This window comes from Streptomyces sediminimaris, from assembly GCF_047049295.1.
GTDB lineage: Bacteria > Actinomycetota > Actinomycetes > Streptomycetales > Streptomycetaceae > Streptomyces > Streptomyces sediminimaris.
Genome location: NZ_JBJWOT010000001.1, coordinates 2,997,968 through 3,020,500 on the forward strand (window position 1 = coordinate 2,997,968; position 22,533 = coordinate 3,020,500).

The 22,533-nt window shown below is 73.3% G+C and carries 18 protein-coding genes; 9 read left to right on the top strand and 9 right to left on the bottom strand.

Annotated elements, in window-relative coordinates; translation table 11 throughout:
• Window positions 1-75: 75 nt before the first annotated feature.
• The gene (locus ACJ9NR_RS13960) at window positions 76-1,326 is read left to right on the top strand and encodes a GNAT family N-acetyltransferase (protein WP_412487876.1); all 1,251 of its coding nucleotides are present in this window, start codon (window positions 76-78) and stop codon (window positions 1,324-1,326) included.
• Between the two features lie 22 nt (window positions 1,327-1,348).
• On the opposite strand, the gene ACJ9NR_RS13965 is transcribed toward ACJ9NR_RS13960, so the two are convergent.
• Both ACJ9NR_RS13965 and ACJ9NR_RS13970 read right to left on the bottom strand, forming a co-directional pair.
• Window positions 1,349-2,158, bottom strand: a complete 810-nt coding sequence (locus tag ACJ9NR_RS13965) for an Fpg/Nei family DNA glycosylase (RefSeq protein ID WP_412487877.1) — start codon at window positions 2,156-2,158, stop codon at window positions 1,349-1,351.
• A gap of 38 nt (window positions 2,159-2,196) precedes the next feature.
• On the bottom strand, window positions 2,197-2,685 hold the full coding sequence (locus tag ACJ9NR_RS13970; RefSeq protein WP_412487878.1) for a ribose-5-phosphate isomerase: 489 nt from the start codon (window positions 2,683-2,685) through the stop codon (window positions 2,197-2,199).
• A gap of 205 nt (window positions 2,686-2,890) precedes the next feature.
• Here ACJ9NR_RS13970 and ACJ9NR_RS13975 point away from each other — a divergent pair, with 205 nt between their 5' ends.
• Window positions 2,891-4,309 (top strand): amino acid permease, encoded by a 1,419-nt coding sequence (locus ACJ9NR_RS13975; RefSeq protein WP_412487879.1) that lies wholly within the window; start codon window positions 2,891-2,893, stop codon window positions 4,307-4,309.
• A 126-nt stretch (window positions 4,310-4,435) separates the two neighbouring features.
• Here ACJ9NR_RS13975 and ACJ9NR_RS13980 read toward each other — a convergent pair whose 3' ends face one another.
• On the bottom strand, window positions 4,436-6,742 hold the full coding sequence (locus ACJ9NR_RS13980; RefSeq protein WP_491074817.1) for a serine/threonine-protein kinase: 2,307 nt from the start codon (window positions 6,740-6,742) through the stop codon (window positions 4,436-4,438).
• Window positions 6,743-6,953: 211 nt separating this feature from the next.
• Here ACJ9NR_RS13980 and ACJ9NR_RS13985 point away from each other — a divergent pair, with 211 nt between their 5' ends.
• Window positions 6,954-7,670, top strand: a complete 717-nt coding sequence (locus ACJ9NR_RS13985) for a hypothetical protein (RefSeq protein WP_412487880.1) — start codon at window positions 6,954-6,956, stop codon at window positions 7,668-7,670.
• Window positions 7,671-7,763: 93 nt separating this feature from the next.
• Here ACJ9NR_RS13985 and ACJ9NR_RS13990 read toward each other — a convergent pair whose 3' ends face one another.
• From ACJ9NR_RS13990 to ACJ9NR_RS14000, 3 genes are all read right to left on the bottom strand, one after another.
• A complete protein-coding gene (locus ACJ9NR_RS13990) occupies window positions 7,764-8,342 on the bottom strand; it encodes a biotin transporter BioY (protein ID WP_412488827.1) in 579 nt (192 codons plus the stop codon).
• A gap of 311 nt (window positions 8,343-8,653) precedes the next feature.
• Window positions 8,654-9,295 (bottom strand): histidine phosphatase family protein, encoded by a 642-nt coding sequence (locus ACJ9NR_RS13995; RefSeq protein ID WP_412487881.1) that lies wholly within the window; start codon window positions 9,293-9,295, stop codon window positions 8,654-8,656.
• Window positions 9,292-10,815, bottom strand: coding sequence for an FGGY-family carbohydrate kinase (locus tag ACJ9NR_RS14000; RefSeq protein WP_412487882.1), 1,524 nt, complete (start codon window positions 10,813-10,815; stop codon window positions 9,292-9,294). Before ACJ9NR_RS14000 ends, ACJ9NR_RS13995 begins: the two co-directional genes overlap by 4 nt.
• A 198-nt stretch (window positions 10,816-11,013) precedes the next feature.
• On the opposite strand from ACJ9NR_RS14000, the gene ACJ9NR_RS14005 reads away from it, so the two are divergent.
• The 4 genes from ACJ9NR_RS14005 to ACJ9NR_RS14020 are packed head-to-tail and all read left to right on the top strand — an operon-like array spanning window position 11,014 to window position 14,596.
• Window positions 11,014-11,844, top strand: a complete 831-nt coding sequence (locus ACJ9NR_RS14005; RefSeq protein WP_412487883.1) for a DeoR/GlpR family DNA-binding transcription regulator — start codon at window positions 11,014-11,016, stop codon at window positions 11,842-11,844.
• Window positions 11,831-12,886, top strand: a complete 1,056-nt coding sequence (locus tag ACJ9NR_RS14010; RefSeq protein WP_412487884.1) for a 2-hydroxyacid dehydrogenase — start codon at window positions 11,831-11,833, stop codon at window positions 12,884-12,886. Before ACJ9NR_RS14005 ends, ACJ9NR_RS14010 begins: the two co-directional genes overlap by 14 nt.
• A gap of 55 nt (window positions 12,887-12,941) precedes the next feature.
• Window positions 12,942-14,366 carry an FGGY family carbohydrate kinase gene (locus ACJ9NR_RS14015; RefSeq protein WP_412487885.1) on the top strand — a complete coding sequence of 475 codons (1,425 nt, stop codon included), beginning with the start codon at window positions 12,942-12,944 and terminating at the stop codon, window positions 14,364-14,366.
• A complete protein-coding gene (locus tag ACJ9NR_RS14020) occupies window positions 14,366-14,596 on the top strand; it encodes a hypothetical protein (protein ID WP_412487886.1) in 231 nt (76 codons plus the stop codon). Before ACJ9NR_RS14015 ends, ACJ9NR_RS14020 begins: the two co-directional genes overlap by 1 nt.
• A gap of 45 nt (window positions 14,597-14,641) precedes the next feature.
• On the opposite strand, the gene ACJ9NR_RS14025 is transcribed toward ACJ9NR_RS14020, so the two are convergent.
• Window positions 14,642-15,304, bottom strand: coding sequence for a mycothiol-dependent nitroreductase Rv2466c family protein (locus ACJ9NR_RS14025; protein ID WP_412487887.1), 663 nt, complete (start codon window positions 15,302-15,304; stop codon window positions 14,642-14,644).
• Window positions 15,305-15,462: 158 nt separating this feature from the next.
• Between ACJ9NR_RS14025 and pepN the strand changes: the two genes are divergently transcribed.
• Together pepN and ACJ9NR_RS14035 are read left to right on the top strand one after the other, a co-directional pair.
• The gene (pepN, locus tag ACJ9NR_RS14030; protein WP_412487888.1) at window positions 15,463-18,030 is read left to right on the top strand and encodes an aminopeptidase N; all 2,568 of its coding nucleotides are present in this window, start codon (window positions 15,463-15,465) and stop codon (window positions 18,028-18,030) included.
• Window positions 18,031-18,217: 187 nt separating this feature from the next.
• Window positions 18,218-19,264, top strand: coding sequence for a hypothetical protein (locus ACJ9NR_RS14035; protein ID WP_412487889.1), 1,047 nt, complete (start codon window positions 18,218-18,220; stop codon window positions 19,262-19,264).
• A gap of 155 nt (window positions 19,265-19,419) precedes the next feature.
• On the opposite strand, the gene ACJ9NR_RS14040 is transcribed toward ACJ9NR_RS14035, so the two are convergent.
• The gene (locus ACJ9NR_RS14040; protein WP_412487890.1) at window positions 19,420-20,580 is read right to left on the bottom strand and encodes a serine hydrolase domain-containing protein; all 1,161 of its coding nucleotides are present in this window, start codon (window positions 20,578-20,580) and stop codon (window positions 19,420-19,422) included.
• Window positions 20,581-20,712: 132 nt separating this feature from the next.
• Window positions 20,713-22,473 carry a TIGR03767 family metallophosphoesterase gene (locus ACJ9NR_RS14045; protein WP_412487891.1) on the bottom strand — a complete coding sequence of 587 codons (1,761 nt, stop codon included), beginning with the start codon at window positions 22,471-22,473 and terminating at the stop codon, window positions 20,713-20,715.
• Window positions 22,474-22,533: the final 60 nt, after the last annotated feature.

Consider the following 22,533-nt stretch of genomic DNA (forward strand, 5'->3'; position numbering starts at 1 on the left):
TCACAGAAAGCCGTTGCGGGTCCGTCACCGCGAAATTCCCTCGCTCGTCCCGCAACGCCCTGGTAGGCATGGTTCATGGCGACTGACTTGCGCGTGCTGTGCCAGGAGAACTGGGACGAGTGGTACGACAACCTGATCCGCGCCTTCGGCGGGATCCCGGAGTCGGCCGAGGAGCGCGCGCTGTGGCGCGAGCTCACGGAGACGGACCGTTCCATCGGTGCCTGGGACGACGATACGTGCGTGGGGACGGCCGGGGCATTCGGTTTCCGGCTGACCGTGCCCGGCGGGGCCTCGGTGCCCGCGGCGGGCGTGACCATGGTGAGCGTGGCCGCCACGCACCGGCGGCGGGGCGTGCTGACCTCCATGATGCGGCGGCAGTTGGACGACGTGCGGGCCTGGGGCGAGCCGCTGGCCGTCCTGACCGCCTCCGAGCCCGCGATCTACGGCCGGTTCGGGTACGGCGTCGGCACCTACCACGTCAACGCCGAGGTCGACACGGCCCGCGTACGGCTGTCCGTGCCGCCCGGCACCGATGAGGTACGGCTGCGGTACGCGGCGCCCGCCGAGGCGCTCGGCGCCTGCGAGTCGGTCTACGCCCGGCTGGTGCCGCGGCGCCCGGGGATGCTGGCGCGGATGCCGGGCTGGGAGCGGGTGGCGCTGCTCGACCCGGAGAGCGGGCGGGACGGCGCCTCGCCGCTGCAGTGCGTGCTCGCCGAGCGGGCGGCGGGGAGCGCGGCAGCGGGCGGGGAGACCGTCGGGTACGCGCTCTTCCGGATCAAGGGGGGCTGGGAGCACGCGGGCCCCAACGGAACGGCCGTCCTGCGGGATCTGTACGCGCTCGATCCGGCGGCGCACGCCGCGCTGTGGCGGTTCCTGTGCGACATCGACCTCACCTCGACGATCAGCACGCGCGGACGGCCGCTCGACGAGGGCTGGCAGCACATGGTCTCCGACATCCGGCGCTGCTCACTGCTCGTGCGGGACTCGCTGCACATACGGCTGGTGGACGTCGGGGCGGCCCTGGAGGCGCGGACGTACCAGGCGCCGGTGGACGTGGTGCTGGACGTCGAAGACTCCTTCTGCCCCTGGAACAGCGGCCGTTGGCGGCTGACCGGCGACCCGAAGGGCGCGTCCTGCGCGCGCACGGAGGACGCGGCCGATCTCGCGCTGTCCGTGCGGGAGCTGGGCTCGGCCTACCTCGGCGGTGTGACCCTGGACGCGCTCGCCGCCGCCGGGCGGGTGCGGGAGCTGCGGCGGGGCACGCTCGCGGAGGCGTCGCTCGCCTTCGCCTCCACTGTGGCGCCGTGGCTGCCGCACGGCTTCTGAGGGCGCCGGACCCGGCACGGCGTCACGTCCGCTGGCAGGCCGGGCACCAGAACAGGTTGCGGGCGGCGAGAGAGGCGGTGCGGATCTCGCCGCCGCAGACGTGGCAGGGCAGCGCGGCCCGGCGGTAGACGTACACCTCGCCGCCGTGGTCGTCCACGCGCGGCGGGCGGCCCATCGCCTCCGGGGTGTGCTCGGGCCGCACGGTGTCGATGCGGTTGTCGCGGACGCCCTCGCGCATCAGCCCGGCCAGGTCGGCCCAGACGGCGTCCCACTCGGCGGGGGCGATGTCCCTGCCCGGGCGGTAGGGGTCGATGCCGTGCCGGAAGAGGACCTCGGCGCGGTAGACGTTGCCGACGCCGGCGATCACCTTCTGGTCCATGAGCAGGGCCGCGATCGGCGTACGGCTGCGGGAGACGCGCCGGTAGGCCGCCCGCGGATCGGCGTCGGCGCGCAGCGGGTCGGGGCCCAGCCGGTCGTGGACGGCCTTCTTCTCGGCGTCCGTGACGAGTGCGCAGGTCGTCGGTCCGCGCAGGTCGACGTAGGACGTGTCGTTCGCGAGCCGCAGGCGGACGGTGCCGGTGGGCGGCGGGGCGGGGGCGTCGCCGAAGGCGACCTTGCCGAACAGGCCCAGGTGGATGTGGACCCAGTCGGCGTCGCGGAAGCCCAGGAAGAGGTGCTTGCCGTGGGCCTCGGTACTGGTGAGCTCGGCGCCGTCGAGCAGGGCGGCGGCGTCGGAGAACTTGCCCTGGGGGCTGGTCACCCGCGGCGCCGTGCCCAGGAAGCGGCCGGCGTAGTCCGACGCCAGCCGGTGGATCGTGTGCCCCTCTGGCACGGCTGCTGTTCCCTTCCGGCCCCCTGGGGGCGTTCGGCTCAGTCCTGCTGCGGGTGGTGCGCCGGGATCGGGGGCAGCTCGCCGGTCCTCTCGTAGTCGGCGAGCATGTCGATGCGGCGCACGTGGCGCTGGTCCCCCGAGAACGGAGTGCCCAGGAAGGTCTCGACGAACTTCGTCGCCTCCTGCGTGGTGTGCATGCGGGCGCCGACCGCCACCACGTTGGCGTCGTTGTGCTGCCGGCCCAGGGACGCGGTCTCCTCGCTCCAGGCCAGTGCCGCGCGCACACCCTTCACCTTGTTCGCCGCGATCTGCTCGCCGTTGCCGGAGCCGCCGATCACGATGCCGAGGGAGTCGGGGTCCGCGGCCGTCCGCTCGGCGGCACGCAGGCAGAAGGGCGGGTAGTCGTCCTGGGCGTCGTAGACGTGCGGGCCGCAGTCGACGGGGTCGTGGCCTGCCGCCCTGAGCCACTCGACGAGGTGGTTCTTCAGTTCGAAGCCGGCATGGTCGGAGCCGAGGTACACGCGCATGGCTCCGAGTGTGACACGGGCGATTCCGGGTGGCAGCCCCGGGTGCCGACAAGGAAAAACTGTGGCTTCAACCACAGAACCTCAAGAAAACCTCAAGTAACGATCCCATTTCAAAGGTTCACGAATCAGTTAGCCTCCGTTTCACTGGTCCGACCCGTACACCGCTCGTACGGGGACCGCTCACAAGGCGCGAAGGATTTCCCCCATGACTGGTCTCCAGGCCGGACTCAAGAACCGTCATCTGACGATGATCGCCATCGGCGGTGTCATCGGAGCCGGACTGTTCGTCGGCTCCAGCTCCGGCATCGCCACCGCAGGCCCCGGCATCCTCCTGTCGTACGCCCTCGTCGGCACCCTCGTCGTGCTCGTGATGCGCATGCTGGGCGAGATGTCCGCGGCCAACCCGACCTCCGGGTCGTTCTCGGCGCACGCCGACCGGGCGCTCGGCCGCTGGGCCGGGTTCTCCATCGGCTGGCTGTACTGGTTCTTCTGGGTCGTGGTGCTCGCGGTCGAGGCCACCGCAGGCGCCACGATCCTCCAGAGCTGGATACCGGCCGTCCCGCAGTGGGGCTGGGCCCTCATCGTGATGCTCGTGCTGACCGCCACCAACCTCGTCTCCGTCGGTTCCTACGGTGAGTTCGAGTTCTGGTTCGCCGGGATCAAGGTCGTCGCGATCGGCGCGTTCATCGTGGTCGGCGCGCTGGCGGTCTTCGGTGTGCTGCCCGGCGTCCACAGCGACAAGGCGGGTTTCGGCAACCTCACCGACCACGGCGGCTTCCTGCCGCACGGGCCCGGCGCCATCCTCACCGGTGTGCTGCTCGTCGTCTTCTCCTTCATGGGCAGCGAGATCGCCACCCTGGCCGCCGGTGAGTCCGAGGACCCGCGGCGGGCGGTCACCAAGTCCACCAACAGCATCATCTGGCGTATCGCGGTCTTCTACCTGGGCTCGATCCTCGTGGTCGTCTCGCTCCTGCCGTGGAACGACCCGGCGATCAAGGAGAAGGGCTCCTACGTCGCCGCCCTCGACTCCCTGGGCATCGCGCACGCCGGCCAGATCATGAACTTCATCGTGCTGACGTCGGTGCTGTCCTGCCTCAACTCCGGCCTCTACACGGCCTCCCGCATGGCGTTCTCGCTGGGCGAGCGGGGCGACGCGCCGAGGATGTTCGCGCGGACCACGTCCCGCGGCGTGCCGCGGGCCGCGATCGTCGCGTCGGTGGTCTTCGGGTTCGTCGCCGTGTTCTTCAACTACAAGTTCCCGGACTCGGTCTTCCTGTTCCTGGTCAACTCCAGTGGCGCGGTGGCCCTGTTCGTCTGGCTGGTCATCTGCTTCTCGCAGCTGCGCATGCGGAGGATCATCCAGGCCGAGGCGCCGGAGAAGCTGGTCGTGAAGATGTGGCTGTACCCGTACCTGACCTGGGCGGCAGCCGCTCTGATCGTCTTCGTGCTGGGCTACATGCTCACCGACACGGAGCACGACGGACGGGAGACGGTGCTGCTGTCGCTGCTCGTGGCAGCGGTGGTGCTCGTCGTCGCCGTGGTCAAGGAGAAGGTGCGCGGCGGCCGGGCCGCCGCCGCGACCGGGTCCGCCGTGACGGCACCGGACGAGGTCAAGGCGGGCTGACGCCGGAGGACTTGGGCACGTACGCGTGCCGGTGAGGGCAGGGGCCCGCGGGAATCGCCGCGGGCCCCTTTCCCGTGCCCGGGCCCGTACGGTCCACGGCGGGCCGCATACGGTTCACAGCACGGTTCACAGCACGATGAAGCTGTCCTTGACCTCGCCGTAGGTCTTCAGGGCCCGGCTCTCGGTGTCCGGCTGGTACCAGGTGTTGATCTGGAAGGTCCTGCCCTCCTGGGTGAAGCCCAGCAGCCGGGCGTGCCAGGGCGTGCCGTTCAGCGTGAAGGTGTACTCCCACACGACCGCGGGGTTGCCGCGGAAGGTCGCCTTCTCCAGGCGGATCTTCCGGTAGTTCTGCCCCTGGTGGGCGTTGCGCTCCGACTTCGCCCAGGTCTCCATCAGGTCGCCGCGGGCGACGGACGACGCGGCCGCGAGTTCCTGTGTGCCGTCCGGGGAGGTGTAGTGCACCTCCGAGCCCGTCTTGACGTCACGGCGCCAGCCCTGGGGAGTCGCCCAGGCGTACCCGCCCTCGCGGTGCACGCCCGGCGGCAGGGTCTGCGGCCTCGACGTGCCCTCCACGGTGGGCGACGAACGGCCGTCCGGCGAGGCGGCGGACGCCGGGGGCGACGTGGCGGAACCCGCGCGATCGCCGCCGGACGCACCGGAGTCGGTCAGCAGGACGACGGCGACGACGGCGCCCGCGAGGACCAGACCGCCGGCGGCCAGGAGGCCGGCGCGGCGACGGGTGCGGCGGGGGGCGGCCGGGTGCGCGGGGCCGGGCAGTCCGCGCCCCGGCACGCGCAGGGGGTGCGGGCCCAGGGCGGGGCGGGTGGACGGCTCCGGAGGGGAGGCGGGGCCCTGCCGGGTGGCGGGTGCCGACGTGCCGGAGCCGTTCTCCCGCGGGGGATGCTGCACGGGGGCCGTGGAGGTGCGGACCAGCGAGACGCCGGGCCGTTGCCCGGCGGGGGGAGCGGGGTTCGCGGACGGCATCTCGGAACGGGCCTCCGAACGCCCCTGCGAGGAGACCTCCGGAGGGGGCTCGCCGAAGGCCCCGGTGTGCGGGTGACCGGGAGCTGTCGCGTGCTCCGGCGCCCGCTGCGGTACCGCGTCCTGGACGGGGGCGGGTTCGGGTTCGGGGGCGGGTCCGGGTTCGGGGGCGGGTCCGGGCGCGGGTCGGGCGTCGGGTCCGGGGCCGGGTTCGGTCGCGGGTACGGCGTCCGGTCCGCGGCCGGGCGCGGGTCGGGCGTCGGGTCCGGGCGCGGGTCGGCGTCCGGGACCGGGCGCGGGTCGGGCGTCGGGTCCGGGGCCGGGCGCGGGTCCGGGGCCGGGGCCGGGGCCGAGACCGGCGGGACCGGGACCGGGTCGCCCGGGGTTGCGTGCGGCTCGCAGGAGGCGGGTGTCCAGGTAGACCGGGGTGGGCCGCTCCGGCTCCACGGCGGGCCCTGCCCCGGAGGTCGCCGCGTCCTCGCCCGTCCCCTCCGCCTCCGTACCGCCGTCGCCCTCTTGCCCTTCTTCCCCTTCTGGCCTCTCCTGCCTCTCCTGCCTCTCCTGCGCTTTGGGCCCTTCCCGCCCCTCTTGCCCTTCCCGCCCCTCGCGCCCTTCCTGCCCCTGTTCCCGGCCCACGGGAAGCGTCGGCACGGTCGGCGGGAAGGCGACCGGGAGCAGCGCCTCCTCCAGGTCGTCCAGGTCCGGGCGGGCCGCGGGGTCCTTCTCCAGGAGCGCGGCCAGGACGTCCCGCAAGGGGCCGGACGCGGCGGGGAGTTCGGGCTCCTCGTACAGGACCGCGTGCAGCGTGGCCAGGGTCGTGTGGCGGGAGAAGGGCGACCGGCCGCCCAGGGCGGCGCAGAGTGTCGCGCCGAGCGACCACACGTCGGACGGCGGGCCCTGCGGGCGGCCGGAGACACGCTCGGGAGCCATGTAGTCGGGGGAGCCGACGAGCATCCCGACCATGGTGAGCGCCTTGGCGTCCTGGATCGCGGCGATGCCGAAGTCCGTGAGCACGACGCGCTCCGCGCCGTTTCCCACCAGGACGTTCCCGGGCTTGATGTCGCGGTGCAGCACACCGCGCGCGTGCACCTGGCGCAGGGCTCCCACCAGACCCAGCCCGATCCGTGCCGTCGCGCCCGGCGCCAGCGGGCCGTCCTGTGCCACCAGCCGTTCCAGGGAGCGGCCCGCGACCAGCTCCATGACGATCCACAGCCGTTCGCCCTCGTCGACGACGTCGTAGACCCGCACGACATTGGGGTGGTCGATCCGGGCTGTCGCCCTGGCCTCGCGCAGCGTGCGTTCGCGGCGGGTGCGGGAGTCCTCCGCGTCCAGTCCGTCGATGCGCATCTCCTTGACGGCGACCGGACGGTCGAGTATTTCGTCGGTCGCCCGCCACACCCGCCCCATTCCTCCCTGGCCGATACTCTCGACCAGCCGGTAACGCCCGGTCACCAGCAACCCCGGAACTCCGCCGTTCCTCGCATTTCCCGACTTTCCCGGCAATCCGCTGCACCCCCTCAATTACCCATGCAACGTCCCGACTGTCCCACAATGGTCACACTTCGTGCCGTACCAGCATAGTGCGGAGAAATCTTGTGGTAGCTCTTCAAGTACTGCGAATTCAGGCGCAGCCAAGGGGGATGTGAACATGAGTTCTCTTCGCATGACGGCCATCGCGGGATCGCTGGTAGCGGCATCTTTTTCGGCGGTGATGATCCTTCCCTTCACCGCCGGCGCGGACGACCAGGGACCCGGCAGCGGCAAGGGGGGAAAGGCCGTCGACGAGGCGCCGGCAGGTGTGCGGCTGACAACGCTCCTGCCTTCGCGGATCTCGGTCGACAACGGCTCGCGAAAGACGGCGATTACCGCAACGGTCAAGAACGAAGGGACCAAGGACAGCGGAAAGATCCAGCTTTTGGTCGTCGGTTTCGACGGCCTCACGGTCAAAAGCGTGCAAGGCTGCTCCCAGATTGCCGAGAACAATCTTCCAGCGGGTTCGAACAGCGGTTTCTCCTGTCCGATCGGCAATCTCGCGGCCGGCAAGTCGAAGTCGTACGCCGTCGATGCCACCTACGACCTGAACAGGACCGGCAAGATCTGTCTGCCCGTGCAGTCCGGTGACGGGAAGAAGACGTACTGGCAGCAGGGCCCGGTTCCCTTCGGTACGACGAACCCCTCGCCGAACGCCCCGGCCACTCCCCTGCTGCTCGGCACCGACAACAAGCCGGTGGCGCCGGGCGGCGACCGGAAGGAACTGCCGAAGACGGGCGTCGGACGGGACGTCCTGCCGCTGGGCGCCGCGGGTGCGGCGCTGATCGCTGCCGGCGCTGCGGGGCTGCGGTGGACGTCCCGGCGTCCGGTCCGCCGGCCGCACGGCTGACGCGTCCGCCGGCCGAGCCGTCCCGGACATACGTCACGGCCGGGGCGCCCACGCGCCCCGGCCGTGTCCGGAGGTGCAGCCGGCGGCCGGGCGTCAGCGCTTGCCGACGAGCTTCCACGCGGTGGGCATGACGCCCATCGCCAGGGCCGCCTTCAGGGCGTCGCCGATCAGGAACGGCGTCAGGCCCGCCGCGACCGCCGCGGACAGCGGCAGGTGGGCGGCGTGGGCGAGGTAGGGGACACCGACGGCGTAGATGATCGCCTCGCCGAGCAGCATCGTGCCCGCCATGCGCACCACGGAGCGGTCGGCGCCCCGGCGGGCCAGTGCGCCCACGGCGGCGGAGGCGAGCATCATGCCGACGATGTAGCCGAAGGAGACGGAGACACCGGAGGTGCCGCCGGCGAACCACGGCACACCGGCGAGCCCGGCCAGCGCGTACAGCAGGAGGGAGGCCAGGCCGCGGCTCGCGCCGAGCGTCGTGCCCACCAGCAGGGCGGCGAAGGTCTGACCGGTCACCGGCACCGGGGAGCCCGGGACGGGGACGGAGATCTGGGCCGCGAGGCCGGTGAGCGCGGCGCCGCCGAGCACGAGCGCCACGTCCTTCAGACGGGACGCGGGGAGGAGGTCGGCGAGGACCTCGCGGGGGCGGGCGGTGGCGGCGGCGGTGCTCATGAGGACTCCGCGGGTGACGAGGACATGCTGGGACACGGTGACGCTATCCCGGCGTCCCCCGCCCGATCACCGTCAGCGGTCGACAAAGGCGGGACGCCGGGCTTGGTGGGCTCCGGACAAAGATGCGGCTTACACCGGCCTCGGCGTGATACCGGTCACGGAGGCAGTGAGGCCGGGCTCACCTCACCGGCGGCGGTCCCGTCTGTGGGGTCCCGCCAAACGTCCCCGGGCCTCCCGGTGGCCCGGTCGGAGGTCTCGGCGCCCGGCGCCCGGCGACCGCGATCCGGGCCGTGCGGTGCCGCGCCCACGGGTCAGGCGGTGCGGCCGGCCGCCCGCGCGGGTTCCTCTTCGCACGGCACGTTCAGGGAGAGCAGCCCGACCGACCCGGCATCCACACGGAGTTCGGTGACGGCGGCGTTGCGCAGCCGCGGGAGGACGCGGCGGTAGTCGGCGAGCGGGATGGAGAGCAGCCGGCACAGGACCAGGCGGAGCAGGGTGTTGTGGGCGACGACCAGGACCCGCCCGCCCTCGTGCGCGGCGGCGATGCGCCGCAGGGCGGCGGCGCCGCGGTCGGCGGCGGCCCTCGGGTCCTCGGCGCCCGGGAAGGGGTGCGCCACCGGGTCGGCGCGGAAGGCGGCCGCGGCCTCGGGGTCCTGCTCGGCGAACTCGGCGAGCGTACGGCCCTCCACCACGCCGAAGTCGCATTCCCTGAGGCCGGGTTCGCGGTGCGGGGCGAGCCGGAGCGCGCGGCAGGCGGGCTCGGCGGTGAGGACCGCGCGGGAGACGGTGGAGGTCCAGACGGCGTCGACGGGGTGGGCGGCGGCCCAGCGCCCGAGCGCCTCGGCCTGTGCGCGCCCGGTGTCGGTCAGCGCGACGTCGCTCACCCCGGCGTAGCGGTTCTCGGCGTGCCAGACGGTCTGCCCGTGCCGGGCCAGCAGGAGGGTGGTGCTCATGAGTCAGAAGTATCGCGGTGGTCCGGAGCATCGCTGTGGTCCGGAGCATCGTCGTGGTCCGGAGCATCGCGGTGGCCGGCGTCCAGGGTCTGCCGGAGCCGGGTGTGTGCGTGTTCCGCCACCGGGGCGGACAGCCAGCCACGGGCGGTCAGCTCGTCCACCAGGCGGGCGTACGGCTCGGCGAAGCGGGCGGTGCGGTCGGGCCGGGGCCGCAGGCGGGTGGCGATGCGGACCATGCGTTCGGCGACGTCCGCCAGGGGGCCCGAGCCCGTCGCGTGGGCGGCCAGCGCGGCCATGCCCAGGGCCGGTTCGGTCTGCTCGGGCACCCGGGCCGGGCGGCCGAGGATGTCGGCGCGCAGCTGGTTCCAGTACGGGCTGCGGGCGCCGCCGCCGGTGAAGGTGAGCGGTCCGTCCAGCGGGGCGCCGAGGAAGTGCAGGTAGTCCAGGCAGAGCCGTTCGGTGAAGGCGACGCCCTGGAGCAGCGCGGCCCACAGGTCGGCGTCCCCGGCCGGCTCGCCCAGGACCAGGGCAAAGGCGCCGGGCGCCAGGAACGGGAACCGTTCGCCGGGCGACACCAGCGGGTAGGCCACCGCGCCCGCGGGCTCGTACGCGGCCGCCCGCGCGTCCATCGCCGCCGGGTCGGCGCCCGCGAAGGCTGCGGTCAGCACCCCCGCCCCCACGCTGGACGCCCCGCCGGGCAGCCAGCCGCCGTCCGGCGCCCGGTGGTTGTAGACCACGCCGGACGGGTCGCGGACCGGCTCGGTGGCGGCGCCCTTGACGACGAGGGTCGTGCCCAGCACGGAGTTCCAGGAGCCGGGGCGCAGGGCGCCGGAGGCGATCTGCGCCGCGCAGCCGTCGGTCATCCCGGCGACGACGGGCGTGCCGGCGGGGATGCCGGTGGCCTCGGCCGCGGCCGGGCAGACCTCCCCGAGCACCGTGCCGGGCCGGACGACCTCGGGCAGGATCTCGCCGGGCAGGCCCATGACGTCCGGCCAGGCCTCCCGTTCCACGTCGTAGGCCGTCTTCAGGGCGTGGCTGGAGTCGGTCGGCACCGGCCTGCCGACGAGCCGGGCCGTGATCACGTCGGGCTGGTGGGTGATCCGTCCGGGCCCGTACTCCTCGACGAGCAGGCGTGCCTTCGGCAGCGCCCAGGTGTCCTGCACCGCCAGGCCCGCCGCCCGCGCCCGCGCCGCCTCGGCCGCCGCCCGCCCGTCGTCGTACATGAGCCCGGGGCTCAGCGGCCGTCCCGCCCGGTCCGTCAGCAGTACGGTCCCGGACGTCCCGCACACCGCGAGCCCGCCGACCCGGGCACCCGTGACCGGGCCGAGCGCGGCCCGGGCCGCGGTGCGCACGCCCTGCCACCACTCCTCCGGGTCCTGCTCGTGCCGCCTGCCCTCGCGGTGCCCGCGGACGGGGGCCGAGCCGCCGCCGAGGACCGTCCCGTTCCCGGTGACGGCCAGCACCCGGACGCTCTGCGTTCCGAGGTCGATCCCCAGCCACGCCTCGTGCTCGTCCCGCATCCGTACCTCCCGGGCGTACCGGATCGGCCTGTGAACTTCACATCCGCCTCCGATATTGACCCGTGACGTTCGCTCGCGCGAGGGATTGACGCGCAACTTCGGCCGTTACACCCTCGGTTGGCGAGCCGGTTCGAGGTGTCGCCCCGGTGCGTCACGCCGTATCGGGCCCGGGCCCGCCAGACGACCGATCGGGACGCGATGAGCAGCGACGACAGCGGCGCACGCCGGCCGGGCCCCGCTGGCCGGCAGGCCGCCATGGCCGAGCGGGTCCTGGCCGACGGCTCGGCGACCGCGGCCGAGCTCGCCGAGCGCTTCGGGGTGAGCCTGATGACGGTCCACCGCGACCTCGACGAACTCGCACGGCAGGGGATCGTGAGGAAGTCCAGGGGCGGGGTCACCGCCCAGCCGTCCGGTGTCTTCGAGTCCAACGTCCAGTACCGGCTGAAGGCCATGCGCGCCGAGAAGGCCGCCGTCGCCGAGCACGCGCTGCGGTCGGTGGAGCCCGGCATGGCGATCATGCTCGACGACTCCACGACCGCCCTGGAGCTGGCCCGCCGCCTGCGGACCGGCGCGATCACCCCGCTGACGGTCGTCACCAACTTCCTGGAGGCGATCAATCTGCTCGCCGGCCAGCGGGGCATCCACCTGATGGCCCTCGGCGGCGACTACGATCCGCTGCACTCCTCCTTCCTCGGGGTGTCCTGCGTGGAGGCCGTCGGGCAGCTGCGCGTGGACGTGTGCTTCACCTCGACGTCCGCCGTGCACGGAGGGCACGCCTACCACCAGGAACAGCACATCGTGTCGGTGAAGCGGGCCATGCTCGACGCGGCCGCCCGCAACGTCCTGCTGCTCGACCACACCAAGCTCGCCCGGGTCGCGCTGCACCGGGTCGCCCCGCTGTCCCGCTTCGACCTGCTCCTCATCGACGACGGGGCGTCGGCGCAGGCGCTGCGGGATCTGGACGAGCACAGGGTCCGTCACGAGATCTGCGCCACGACCACCACGAAGGGCAGTGATGACCGAACCTGAACCCGGGGAGCGCCCCGCGACGAGCGGACCGGTACGGGTCGTCGCCGCCGGCGACCATTTCGTCCTGCCGTCGCTCATCACGGCGGCGCTCCGCCGCGAGCTCGACTGCGAGGTGCGGGAACTGACCCTCGGCTGGCCGCTGGAGCCGTTCGGCCCGGTGGCCGAGGTGACGGAGGCCAGCGACGCCGAGGAGGAGCTGATCGAGGCGCTCGCCGGCGCGCGGGTGCTGGTCACCCAGATGGGCCCGGTGACGGAGCGCGTTCTCGGCGCCTGCCCGGACCTGCGGCTGGTGGCCGTGTGCCGGGGCGGCCCCGTCAACGTCAACCTGGACGCGGCCGGGCGGCACGGCGTCCGCGTCTGCTACGCCCCCGGCCGCAACGCCGCCGCGACCGCCGAGTTCACCGTCGGCATGCTGCTGGCGGCCCTGCGCCGCATCCCGCAGGCGCACGGCCTGCTGGCCGGGCGGGGCAGCTGGGAGGGGGCGGCGTACTACACGTACGAGCACAGCGGGCTGGAGCTGGAGGACCTGCCCGTCGGGCTCGTCGGATACGGCGCCGTCGGCAGCCGGGTCGCCCGCGCGCTGTGCGCGTTCGGCGCGCGGGTGATGGTGTACGACCCCTACGCGCGCGGCGAGATCCACGGTCTGCGCGTGGACTCGCTCGACGAGCTCCTGCGCCGCTCGGCGGTGATCACCCTGCACGCCCGGCTCACCGCCGAGACCCGCGGTCTGATCGGCGCCCGTGAGCTCGGGCTGCTGCCGCCGGGCGCGGTGGTGGTGAACGTGGCGCGCGGGCCGCTGGTCGACGAGGAGGCCCTGTGCGACGCCCTGGAGGCCGGGCACGTGGCGGCGGCGGCCCTGGACACCTACGCGCGGGAGCCGGTGCCCGCCGGCTCCCGGCTGTTCGGCCTGGCCGACCGGGTGGTGATGACGCCGCACCTGGGCGGGGCCTCGCGCGCGGTGGCGCGGAAGGCGGCCCGGATCGCCGCCGAAGAGGTGGGACGCTGGGCGCGCGGTGAGCCGCCGGCGCACTGCCTGACCTGACAGACCGCCTGAGCTGACCTGACGAACTGCCTGAGCTGACGAGCCGGGAGGCGACATGTACGTCGGTATCGATGTGGGCACGTCCATGGTGAAGGCCGCCGCGTTCGACGGCGAGGGGCGTGAACTGGCCGTCGAGGCGCGCCCGGTGGGACTCGGGCTGCGCGGGGGCGCGGCCGAGCAGGACATGGAGGAGGTGTACGCGGCCGTCGTCGCGGTCCTCGGGGAGCTGACCTCGCGGGTCGGGGAGCCGGTGGAGCTGGCCGGGCTGACCGGGCAGGGCGACGGGGTCTGGCTGGTCGACAAGGAGGGCCGCCCGGTGCGGCCCGCGGCCTCCTGGATGGACGGCCGGGCCCATGAACTGCTGGACCAGTGGCTGGCGGACGGCACCTTCGAGACGGTGTTCCGGCGCACCGGCAGCGCCATGTTCCCGGGGTGCCCCGGCCCGCTGCTGGCCTGGTTCGACCGCTACGAGCCGGCCTCCCTCGACGCCGCGAGCACGGCCCTGTACTGCAAGGACATGGTCTTCCGCCGGCTGACGGGCGCACCGGCGACCACGGACGTGTCGGACGCGTCGATGCCGTTCCTCGACCCGCGCACCCGGTCCTACGACAACCGGGTGGTGGAGCTGCTGGGCCTCACGCACCGCCGCGGACTGCTCGCCCCCGTCGGCGACCCGATCGCGACGGCCGAGGCGCGCGAGGGGCTGCCGCCGGGCACCCGGCTCGCGAACGGCCCCTACGACCTGCCGTCCTGCGCGCTCGGCGCCGGGGTGACCGGTCCCGGGGACGGCCTGCTGATCGTGGGCACCTGCCTGGCCTGCCTGGTCGCCACGACCGACCTGGACCTCACGGGCGAGCCGGCCGGCCTGTACATCTCCACCGACCGTCCCGGTCACTGGCTGCGCGCCATGCCCGCGATGGTCGGCACGGCGGCCCTGGACTGGGTGCTGGCGACGACGGGCGTCCGCCACGAGGAGGCCGACGCGCTGCTGGCGGACACCCCGCCGGGGGCGAACGGCGTCCGCGTGCTGCCGTACTTCGCGCCCTCCGGCGAGCGCGCCCCGTTCGTCGAGCCCCGGCTGCGCGCCGAACTCACCGGCGTCAGCCTGGAGTCCACGAAGGCCGACCTGATCCGCGCCACCTGCGAGGGCATCGGCTACGCGGCCCGCCACTGCCTGGAGGCGGCGGGGCTGACCGGCTCCCTCGCGGTCTGCGGCGGCGGCACCCGCAGCGCCGCCTGGATGCGCCTGCTCGCCGATGTCCTCGGCCGTCCCCTCCGGGTCGTCGAGGGCGAGGTCGGGGCGCGGGGGGCGGTGCTGGCGGCGGCGGAGCGGTACGGGCTCCCGCTGGACGCGCGGGCCTGGACGCGGGCGTCCGCGGTGGTGGACCCCGACCCGGCCCGGGCGGCGTACTACGCGACGGCGTACGAGGACCATCTGGCCCGGCTGGCGCAGGCCCGCGACCGAGCGAGGAGAGCCTGATGAGGACACGCACACTGGACTGCCCCACCTGCGGCACCATGCAGCCCTTCCGGCTCCTCGACGACGAGGAGAAGGCCGCGGTCCGCGCCGCGAAGGGCGACGGCCACCAGGTGGACAACCTCTGGCGCTGCACCGCCAAGGGCTGTCTGACGTACTACCGCCATCTCAACAAGTACGACCGCGGCCTCCTCCCCGAGACGTTCCGCGAGGAGGAGGCCGCCGGGCGGTGACGCCCGGGTGCCCCGGCGCCGGCCTGCTTCAGCCGGCCCGCACGGTCACAGGTTGCTGAAGTCGGGGCCCACCGTGCGGGTGCGCTTGATCTCGTAGAAGCCGGGGACGGAGGCGACCGCGAGGGTGCCGTCCCAGAGCTTGGCGGCGTCCTCGCCCTTGGGGGCCGGGGTGACGACCGGGCCGAAGAAGGCGAGCTGCCCGCCGTCCGCGCCGGGGACGGCGATGACCGGGGTGCCGACCTCCTGGCCGACCTTGTCGATGCCCTCCTTGTGGGAGGCGCGCAGTTCGGCGTCGAACTCGAAGTCCTCCTGGTCGGCGTAGTCGATGAGGTCGGCGGGCAGGCCGGCGTCGGCGAGGGCGCCGGCGATGGCCTCGGCGGTCGGGCCCTCGCCGTTGTTGTGGAAGCGCGTGCCGAGCGCGGCGTAGAGCGGGCCGAGCACGTCCTCGCCGTGCTTCTGCCAGGCCGCGGTCACCACGCGCACCGGCTTCCACGCCTTGGTGGCGAGCATCTCCCGGTAGTCCTCAGGCAGCTGGTCCAGCTTGTCCTCGTTGAGCACCGCCAGGCTCATGACGTGCCAGCGCACCTCGATGTCCCGGACCTTCTCCACCTCCAGCACCCATCGGGACGTCATCCAGGCCCAGGGGCACAGCGGGTCGAACCAGAAGTCGACGGGGGTCCTGGCGGAGGTGGTCGCGGTGTCGGACATGGCTCTCCTCGCAATTGTGTCGGTTTCAACAAACAACACCGGGCGCCGTCCGCCCCATTCCCGCGGTGGCCACCCGATTCCCGGGTGCCCACTGTCAGGAGCACATGGCAGGATCGGCCCTGTCCACATGCCGAACGCCAGCCGAGGGAGTACCGCCCGTGCCCGGTGAGAATCTGACCCGCGACGAGGCCCGGGAGCGGGCCGCCCTGCTGTCCGTCGACGGGTACGAGGTCGCCCTGGACCTGCGTTCGGCGGTGGGCGGGGAGGACGGGGACGGTCCGCGCACGTTCCGCTCCGTCACCACGGTCCGCTTCCGCTGCAACGAGCCCGGCGCGGCCACCTTCGCCGACCTGATCGCACCGAGTGTGACCTCCGTCTCCCTCAACGGCCGCGACCTCGACCCGGGCCAGGTCTTCGACGGCTCCCGCATCCTCCTGGAGGACCTCGCCGCCGAGAACGAGCTGGTGGTGGACGCCCGGTGCGCCTACTCCCGCACCGGCGAGGGCCTGCACCGCTTCGTCGACCCCGAGGACGGCGAGGTCTACCTGTACACCCAGTACGAGCCCGCCGACGCCCGCCGCGTCTTCGCGGGCTTCGAGCAGCCCGACCTCAAGGCCCCGTACCGCTTCGAGGTGCGCGCCCCGGAGGGCTGGACCGTCTGGAGCAACGGCGCGGGCGAGCGCACCGACGGCGTGTGGCGGTTCGCGGAGACCAAGCCGATCTCGACGTACATCACCTGCGTGGTGGCCGGCCCGTACCACTACGTGACGGACCTCTACGAGCGGACCCTCGAGGACGGCACGCGGCTGCGGATCCCGCTGGGCGCCCTGTGCCGCAAGGGCCTGGCCCCCTACTTCGACGCCGAGGACGTCTTCCTCGTCACCAAACAGGGCCTGGACTTCTTCCACGACCACTTCGACTACCCGTACCCCTTCGGCAAGTACGACCAGGCGTTCGTGCCCGAGTACAACCTCGGCGCGATGGAGAACCCCGGACTGGTGACCTTCCGCGAGGAGTTCATCTTCCGCGGCAAGGTGACGCGCGCGTCCTACGAGAGCCGGGCGAACGTCGTCCTGCACGAGATGGCGCACATGTGGTTCGGCGACCTGGTCACCATGGAGTGGTGGGACGACCTGTGGCTGAAGGAGTCCTTCGCGGACTTCATGGGCGCCTTCGCCCTGGTCGGCGCCACCCGCTTCACCGACGGCTGGATCACCTTCGCCAACCGCCGCAAGGCGTGGGCCTACCGCGCGGACCAGCTCCCCTCCACCCACCCCGTCACCGCCGACATCCGCGACCTGCAGGACGCGAAGCTCAACTTCGACGGCATCACCTACGCCAAGGGCGCCTCCGTGCTGAAGCAGCTGGTGGCGTACGTCGGCCAGGACGCCTTCCTGGAGGGCGCCCGCCGCTACTTCAAGCGGCACGCCTACGGCAACACCCGTCTGGGCGACCTGCTGTCGGCGCTGGAGGAGACCAGCGGCCGGGACCTGGGCGCCTGGGCGCGCGGCTGGCTGCAGACGGCCGGCGTCAACTCCCTCACCCCGCAGGTGCTGCTGAGCACCGAGGGCCGCGTCGACGAGCTCGCGGTGGTGCAGGAAGCCGCCGAGTCGCACCCCGAACTGCGCCCGCACCGCGTGGCGGTGGGCCTGTACCGCCGCGAGGACGACCGCCTGGTGCGGTACGCGCGCGCCGAGGCGGACGTCGACGGGGCCCGGACGGTCGTGCCGGAGCTGGCCGGCGAGCAGGCACCCGAGCTGGTCCTGGTCAACGACGACGACCTGACGTACTGCAAGATCCGCTTCGACGCGACCTCCCTGGCCACGCTCCGCGAGCACCTGGGCGCGATGACCGACCCGCTGGCCCGCGCCCTGTGCTGGTCGGCGCTGTGGAACATGACACGGGACGCGCTGCTGCCCGCGGCCGACTTCATCGACCTGGTGGTGCGGTTCGGGCGGCGCGAGTCCGACATCGGCGTGCTGCAGATGCTGCACGCGTGGGCGGGCTCGGCGCTGGTCCACTACTCGCCCGCGTCGTGGCGGCCCAGGGGCGAGGAGCAGCTGGCCCGGACCGCGCTGCGGGACCTGCGGGCGGCCGAGCCGGGCAGCGAGCACCAGCTGGCGTGGGCGCGGTTCTACGCGACGGTGGCGTCGGCCCCGGACGATCTGGACCTGCTGCGGGGCCTGCTGGAGGGCACGGACAAGATCGACGGCCTCGAGGTCGACCAGGAGCTGCGCTGGACGTTCCTGGAGCCGCTCGCCGCGCACGGGGCGGCGGACGAGTCGGTGCTGGCGGCCGAACTGGCCCGCGACGACACCGCGTCCGGCAAGCGCCACCAGATCCGCTGTCTCGCCGCCCGCCCCTCGCAGGCGGTCAAGGCGCAGGCCTGGGCGCAGGTCGTGGAGTCCGACTCGCTGTCCAACGCCCTGGTGGAGGCGACGATCGCGGGCTTCACGCAGTCCTCGCAGCGCGAGCTGCTCGCGCCGTACGCGCCGAAGTACTTCGAGGTGATCGAGCGGGTGTGGACGCAGCGGTCCATCCAGATCGGCATGGACGTGGTGCGCGGGCTGTTCCCGGCGCTCCAGGACGCGCCCGCGACGCTCGGGGCGACGGACGCGTGGCTCGCCGCGCACGAGGGCGCCGCGCCCGCGCTGCGCCGGCTGGTGCTGGAGGCGCGGGACGATCTGGCGCGGGCCCTGCGCGCCCAAGCTTTGGCCAACGGCTGATCGGCCCGTGACCGTTACGGAATCCGGTCAATAACACCCGTAACCCCTGGCCCAACCCGAATGGACCAGGGGTTTTCCGTGCCCTATCGGCATCCGAACACCCGTCCTTTAGTGATGCCTTGTCCGTATTTGTCGACGGGCGTGTAACAGCGGTTAAAGAACCGACCGGGCGCGGAAAGCCCGAGTCATGAACCACAACACCCCGCTCCCCCCGGCTTCCCCCCGCCCCCTGCGTCACCTCTCCGAGGTGCACCGGCGCGTGCTGACGACGGCTCAGCTGCGTGCGCACGGGGTCTCGTCGGCGCAGATGAACGAGCAGTGCCGCGCCGGCGGGGCCTGGCAGCAGATCCTCCCGGGTGTCTTCCTCCTCCACCCGGGCCCGCCGACCAGCGAGGAGCGGCTGCACGCGGTGCTGATGTACGCGTCCCGCGAGTCGGCGCCGGGGGTGCCGGCCCAGCCCCGCCCGGACGAACCGCACCGGCCCGTCTACGCGGAGGCGATGATCACCGGACTGGCGGCGCTGGCGCTCCACGGTTTCACCTCCGCGCCGCCGCTGCCGTCGCTGGAGAGGATCGACGTGCTGGTCCCGCGGCTGCGCCGGCTGCGCTCGACGGGGTGCGCGCGCGTCGTCCGCACGCCGGCCCTGCCGACTCCCCGGGCGGTGACGGGGGTTCCCCTCGCGCCGGTGCCGCGGGCCCTGGCCGACGCGGTGTCGCAGCTGTCGGACGCCTCCACGGTGCGGCGGCTGCTGACCGAGGCGGTGCGCGGCGGCCACTGCGAACCGGCCTCGGTGGTGCGGGCGCTGAACCAGGCGAAGCTGCTGGGCCGCCCGCACGTGGTGGACGCGGTGGACTCCCTGCTGGCCGAGGGCCGGGCGATCGCTGAGGACCGGCTGTACCGGATGGTGCGGGAGTACGGGCTGCCCGACCCGGTCTGGAACGTCGACCTCCGTCTGCCCGGCGGCCCCCACCTCGGCGGCCTGGACGCCTACTGGCCCGAGCAGGCCGTCGCCCTGGAACTGGACACCCGGGCCCCGCGGCAGGACGAGGACGCGCTGTGGTCCGAGTACGCCCGCAAGCGGGAGCACCTGGAGCGCCTGGGCATCACGGTCGTCCATGTCACACCCAAGAAGCTGCGCGACTCCATGGAGCAGCAGGCGGCGGTCGTCCGGACGGCGCTCATGGCCTCCGGCGACCGGGAACCCGCCGCCTATGTCGTGGTGCTGCCCCGGTAGTGACGGACCGGGCCGGTATCAGGAGGGGAGAGGAGGGGCCGCCGGGGCGACCGGGCGGCCCCTCCTCGTGCGGCCCCTCCTCGTGCGGCCGCCTCGCGTGCTCGGTCGCCTCCTCGTGCTCAGTGGCCGCCTCGCGCCCGGTCGCCGCCTCGCGCTCAGTCGCCGCAGAACTCCGCCTCGATCACCGGTTCCGTGTCGCCCGTCCAGTCCCCGTTGAGGTTGAGCGCCAGGGAGTGCCGGCCGTCCGCCGTGGTCACCGCGTCGGAGACGGAACCGTGGATGCCGCCGTCGTGACCCCACACGTGGACCGGGTGGCCGCCGCAGGACAGGGTGCGGTCCATCAGGCCGAGGCCGTAACGGATGCCGGGCGCGCCGCCGGTCCGCACCGTGGTCTTCATCTCCTTCAGCTGGTGGGGCGGGAGGAGGCGGCCGCCGAGCAGGGCCGAGTAGAAGCGGTCGAGGTCGGCGGAGTCCGAGATCATCTCACCGGATCCGTAGGCGATGGCGGGGTTGAGGGTGGTGACGTCGTAGGTGGGGCCCGTCGCCGTGTCGGCGAGCTTGGAGTAGGCGCGGCTGCTGGGCCGCGGGACGGTGACGCGGGTGCCGGGGACCGAGGTGGCGGTCAGGTGCAGCGGCGCGATGACGCGGTCGCGGATCTCCGCGGCGTAGGGACGGCCCGTGACCTTCTCGATCACCATGGCGGCCAGCAGGTAGTTGGTGTTGGAGTACTTCCAGGAGGTGCCCGGCGCGAAGTCCGGCTTGTGGGACATCGCGATCGCGAGCAGGTCCGCCGGGGACACCCGGTCGTAACGGTGCTCGAAGAAGCCGTCCTTGCGGAAGTACCTGCGGCCGAAGGCCTCGTCGGCGGTGTAGTTGAAGACACCGCTGGTGTGGTTGAGCAGCTGGCGGACGGTGATGGCACGGCCGTCGTGGCCGTGGCCGCGGACCACGCCGGGCAGCCAGGTGTCCACCGTGTCGTCCAGCGACAGCCGCCCCTCCGCCTCCAGTTGGAGCAGCACGGTGGACACGAAGGTCTTGGTGATGCTCCCGACCCGGTAGCGGTCGGCGGCCGAGCGGGGCGCGCCCGTCCTGAGGTCGCCCACGCCCGCGGTCGTCGACCAGGTGGCGTGGCCCTGCCTCGCGGTGAGGGTCACCCCGGGCACGCCCTGCTTCACCACGGCCTCGGCGGCCCGCCGGGTCGCGTCGTGGGCGCCGCCGCCTCTGGCGGGCGCCGCCGCGAGCGCGGGCCCGGCCAGGGCCGCGGACAGCGCCACGGCCGTCGCCGCGACCAGGGTCGTACGCACGCGTGTGTTCATGTGGTGTTCTCCCCCATCTCACTGTTGGCTCCGGACTTCACGCCGGGTCGGACGGGGGATCAGACCCGGTCCGCCGGGACCAGGTTGACGCACCGCGGGCCGGTTGGGCCGCTTTCGGCCCTTCTTCACCCCTCAGTGCTTGCGCAGCACCAGTTCCGTGTTGCGGTCGGCGGCGTCACCGCCCAGGCGCGTGCTGGCGCCCGGCGCGTTGTACGACACCTCGCGGTACAGGGCCGCCAGGCCCGTCTGGCTGAGGTCGGCGAAGTCGGTGCGGTGCGGGGCGGCGGACTCGACGAGGGTGGTGAACAGGGAGATCGTGCCGTCCTTGTTGTCCGCCAGTTCGATGACCCGGGCGAGTTGCGGGTGGTCCACGTGGGACGCCGTGGAGATCTCCCAGAAGGAGCCGCCGGCCGGGGACGTGTGCGCGGTGATGTCGTTGCGGTGGATGTGGCCGTTCACCCAGGCGAGGACGTTGCGGTGACGGCCGAGGGCGTCGAGGACCGCCCGGCCGCCCAGCCGGCGCTCGTGCGGCCGGGCCGGGTCGGCGTGGTGGGTGTTGGTCATCGTCCCGCTGGTGTGGTGGCTGAAGACGACGGCGTAGGAGTCCCTGTTGTCCCTCAGCTGCCTCTCCAGCCAGTCCAACTGGGCCGTCCCGATGGAGCCCTGGTAGTGGCCGCCCGGGTCGGTGGTGTCGAGGCTGATGCCCACGACGTCGTCGGCGATGCGGAAGGTGTAGTACTGCGTGCCCGACTCGAGGTTGGCGCCGGAGTAGCCGTGGCCGACCGGGCCGGGGCCGCGGTGCGCCGGGTCGAGGTGGGCCTCGAGGTAGTCGGCCGGGGTGTACGGGGCGCGCCGGGGGTCCGGCGTGACCGAGCGCATGTCACGGGCGTGGGCCTTCAGCAGGTCCCGGAAGGCGAGGCCCTTCGGGTCGCCGCCGCTCCTGATGAGGTCCTGCAGCTTCTTCGCCTCGGACGCGGACAGCGACATCAGCTTCCTGCCGCCGACCGCGTACTCGGCGAGCCAGGAGTCGCCGTGGCCGTAGCAGCCGAGCGGCAGGGCGTCGTGGTTGCCGACCGTGGAGTACCAGGGCAGGTTCAGGCCCGGGCTCCGCACCTCGCGGATCGCGGCGGCGAGGAAGCCCCGAAGGTGCGGGAAGCCGAGCTGCTTGTCGCCGTCGCGCAGGGCGGAATCGGGCTGCCAGTAGGTCTTCAGGCCGCTGTTCTGGACGCCCTCGTAGTGGCGTGCGTCCCCCGTGTTGGGCGTGAACCGCCCACCGCTCATGATCTTGAGGAACCACTCCAGCTCGGACTTCGCGTTGTTGTCCGTGTTGTCGCCGGTGGTCATGGCGAAGTGCAGCGCGGAACCGGTGACGGGGGCGCCGCGCAGCGCGTTGATCCGCTCGACCAGCGAGATCGCGCCCTGCACGGTCAGCGCCTCGTGCGGGCGCCAGGCGTGCCGGTCGGTGGAGCGCAGGTACTCCAGGCGCATCGGGTGCTGGGCGTCGATCAGGTGCAGGTCGGTGAGCTGCACGAACGCGGCGAGCGCGGTGCGCCGGCCGGCCCGGCCCGGCTTGGGGGCGGCCAGGTCGCCGCGCACCACGCGGGCCCAGCCCGGGCCGCCGCCGAGGCGGCGGTAGCCGGAGCCCGGGCGCGGGGTGGCGACGCTCGCGAGAGTGGTGCCCCGGGTGTACGGCGCGAGGGGCGCGGCCGGGGCCCGGCGCGACTGCGCCACCACCCGGGTGACCTCCGTGCCGGTGGTGGTGGCGGCCTGGCTGTCGGTCGGCCGCAGGGCGTACCCGACGCCCGCGGAGACGGCCGCCGCGCCGGTGGCGGCGAGGACGGTACGGCGGTTGACCGCCGGGATGCTGGCGGCGACAGAGCGTGTGCGCGACATGGCGCGATCTCCCCGAGTGCGGACGCGTCGGCAGTGGTCGCGGGCGGTCGCTTTCGCGAA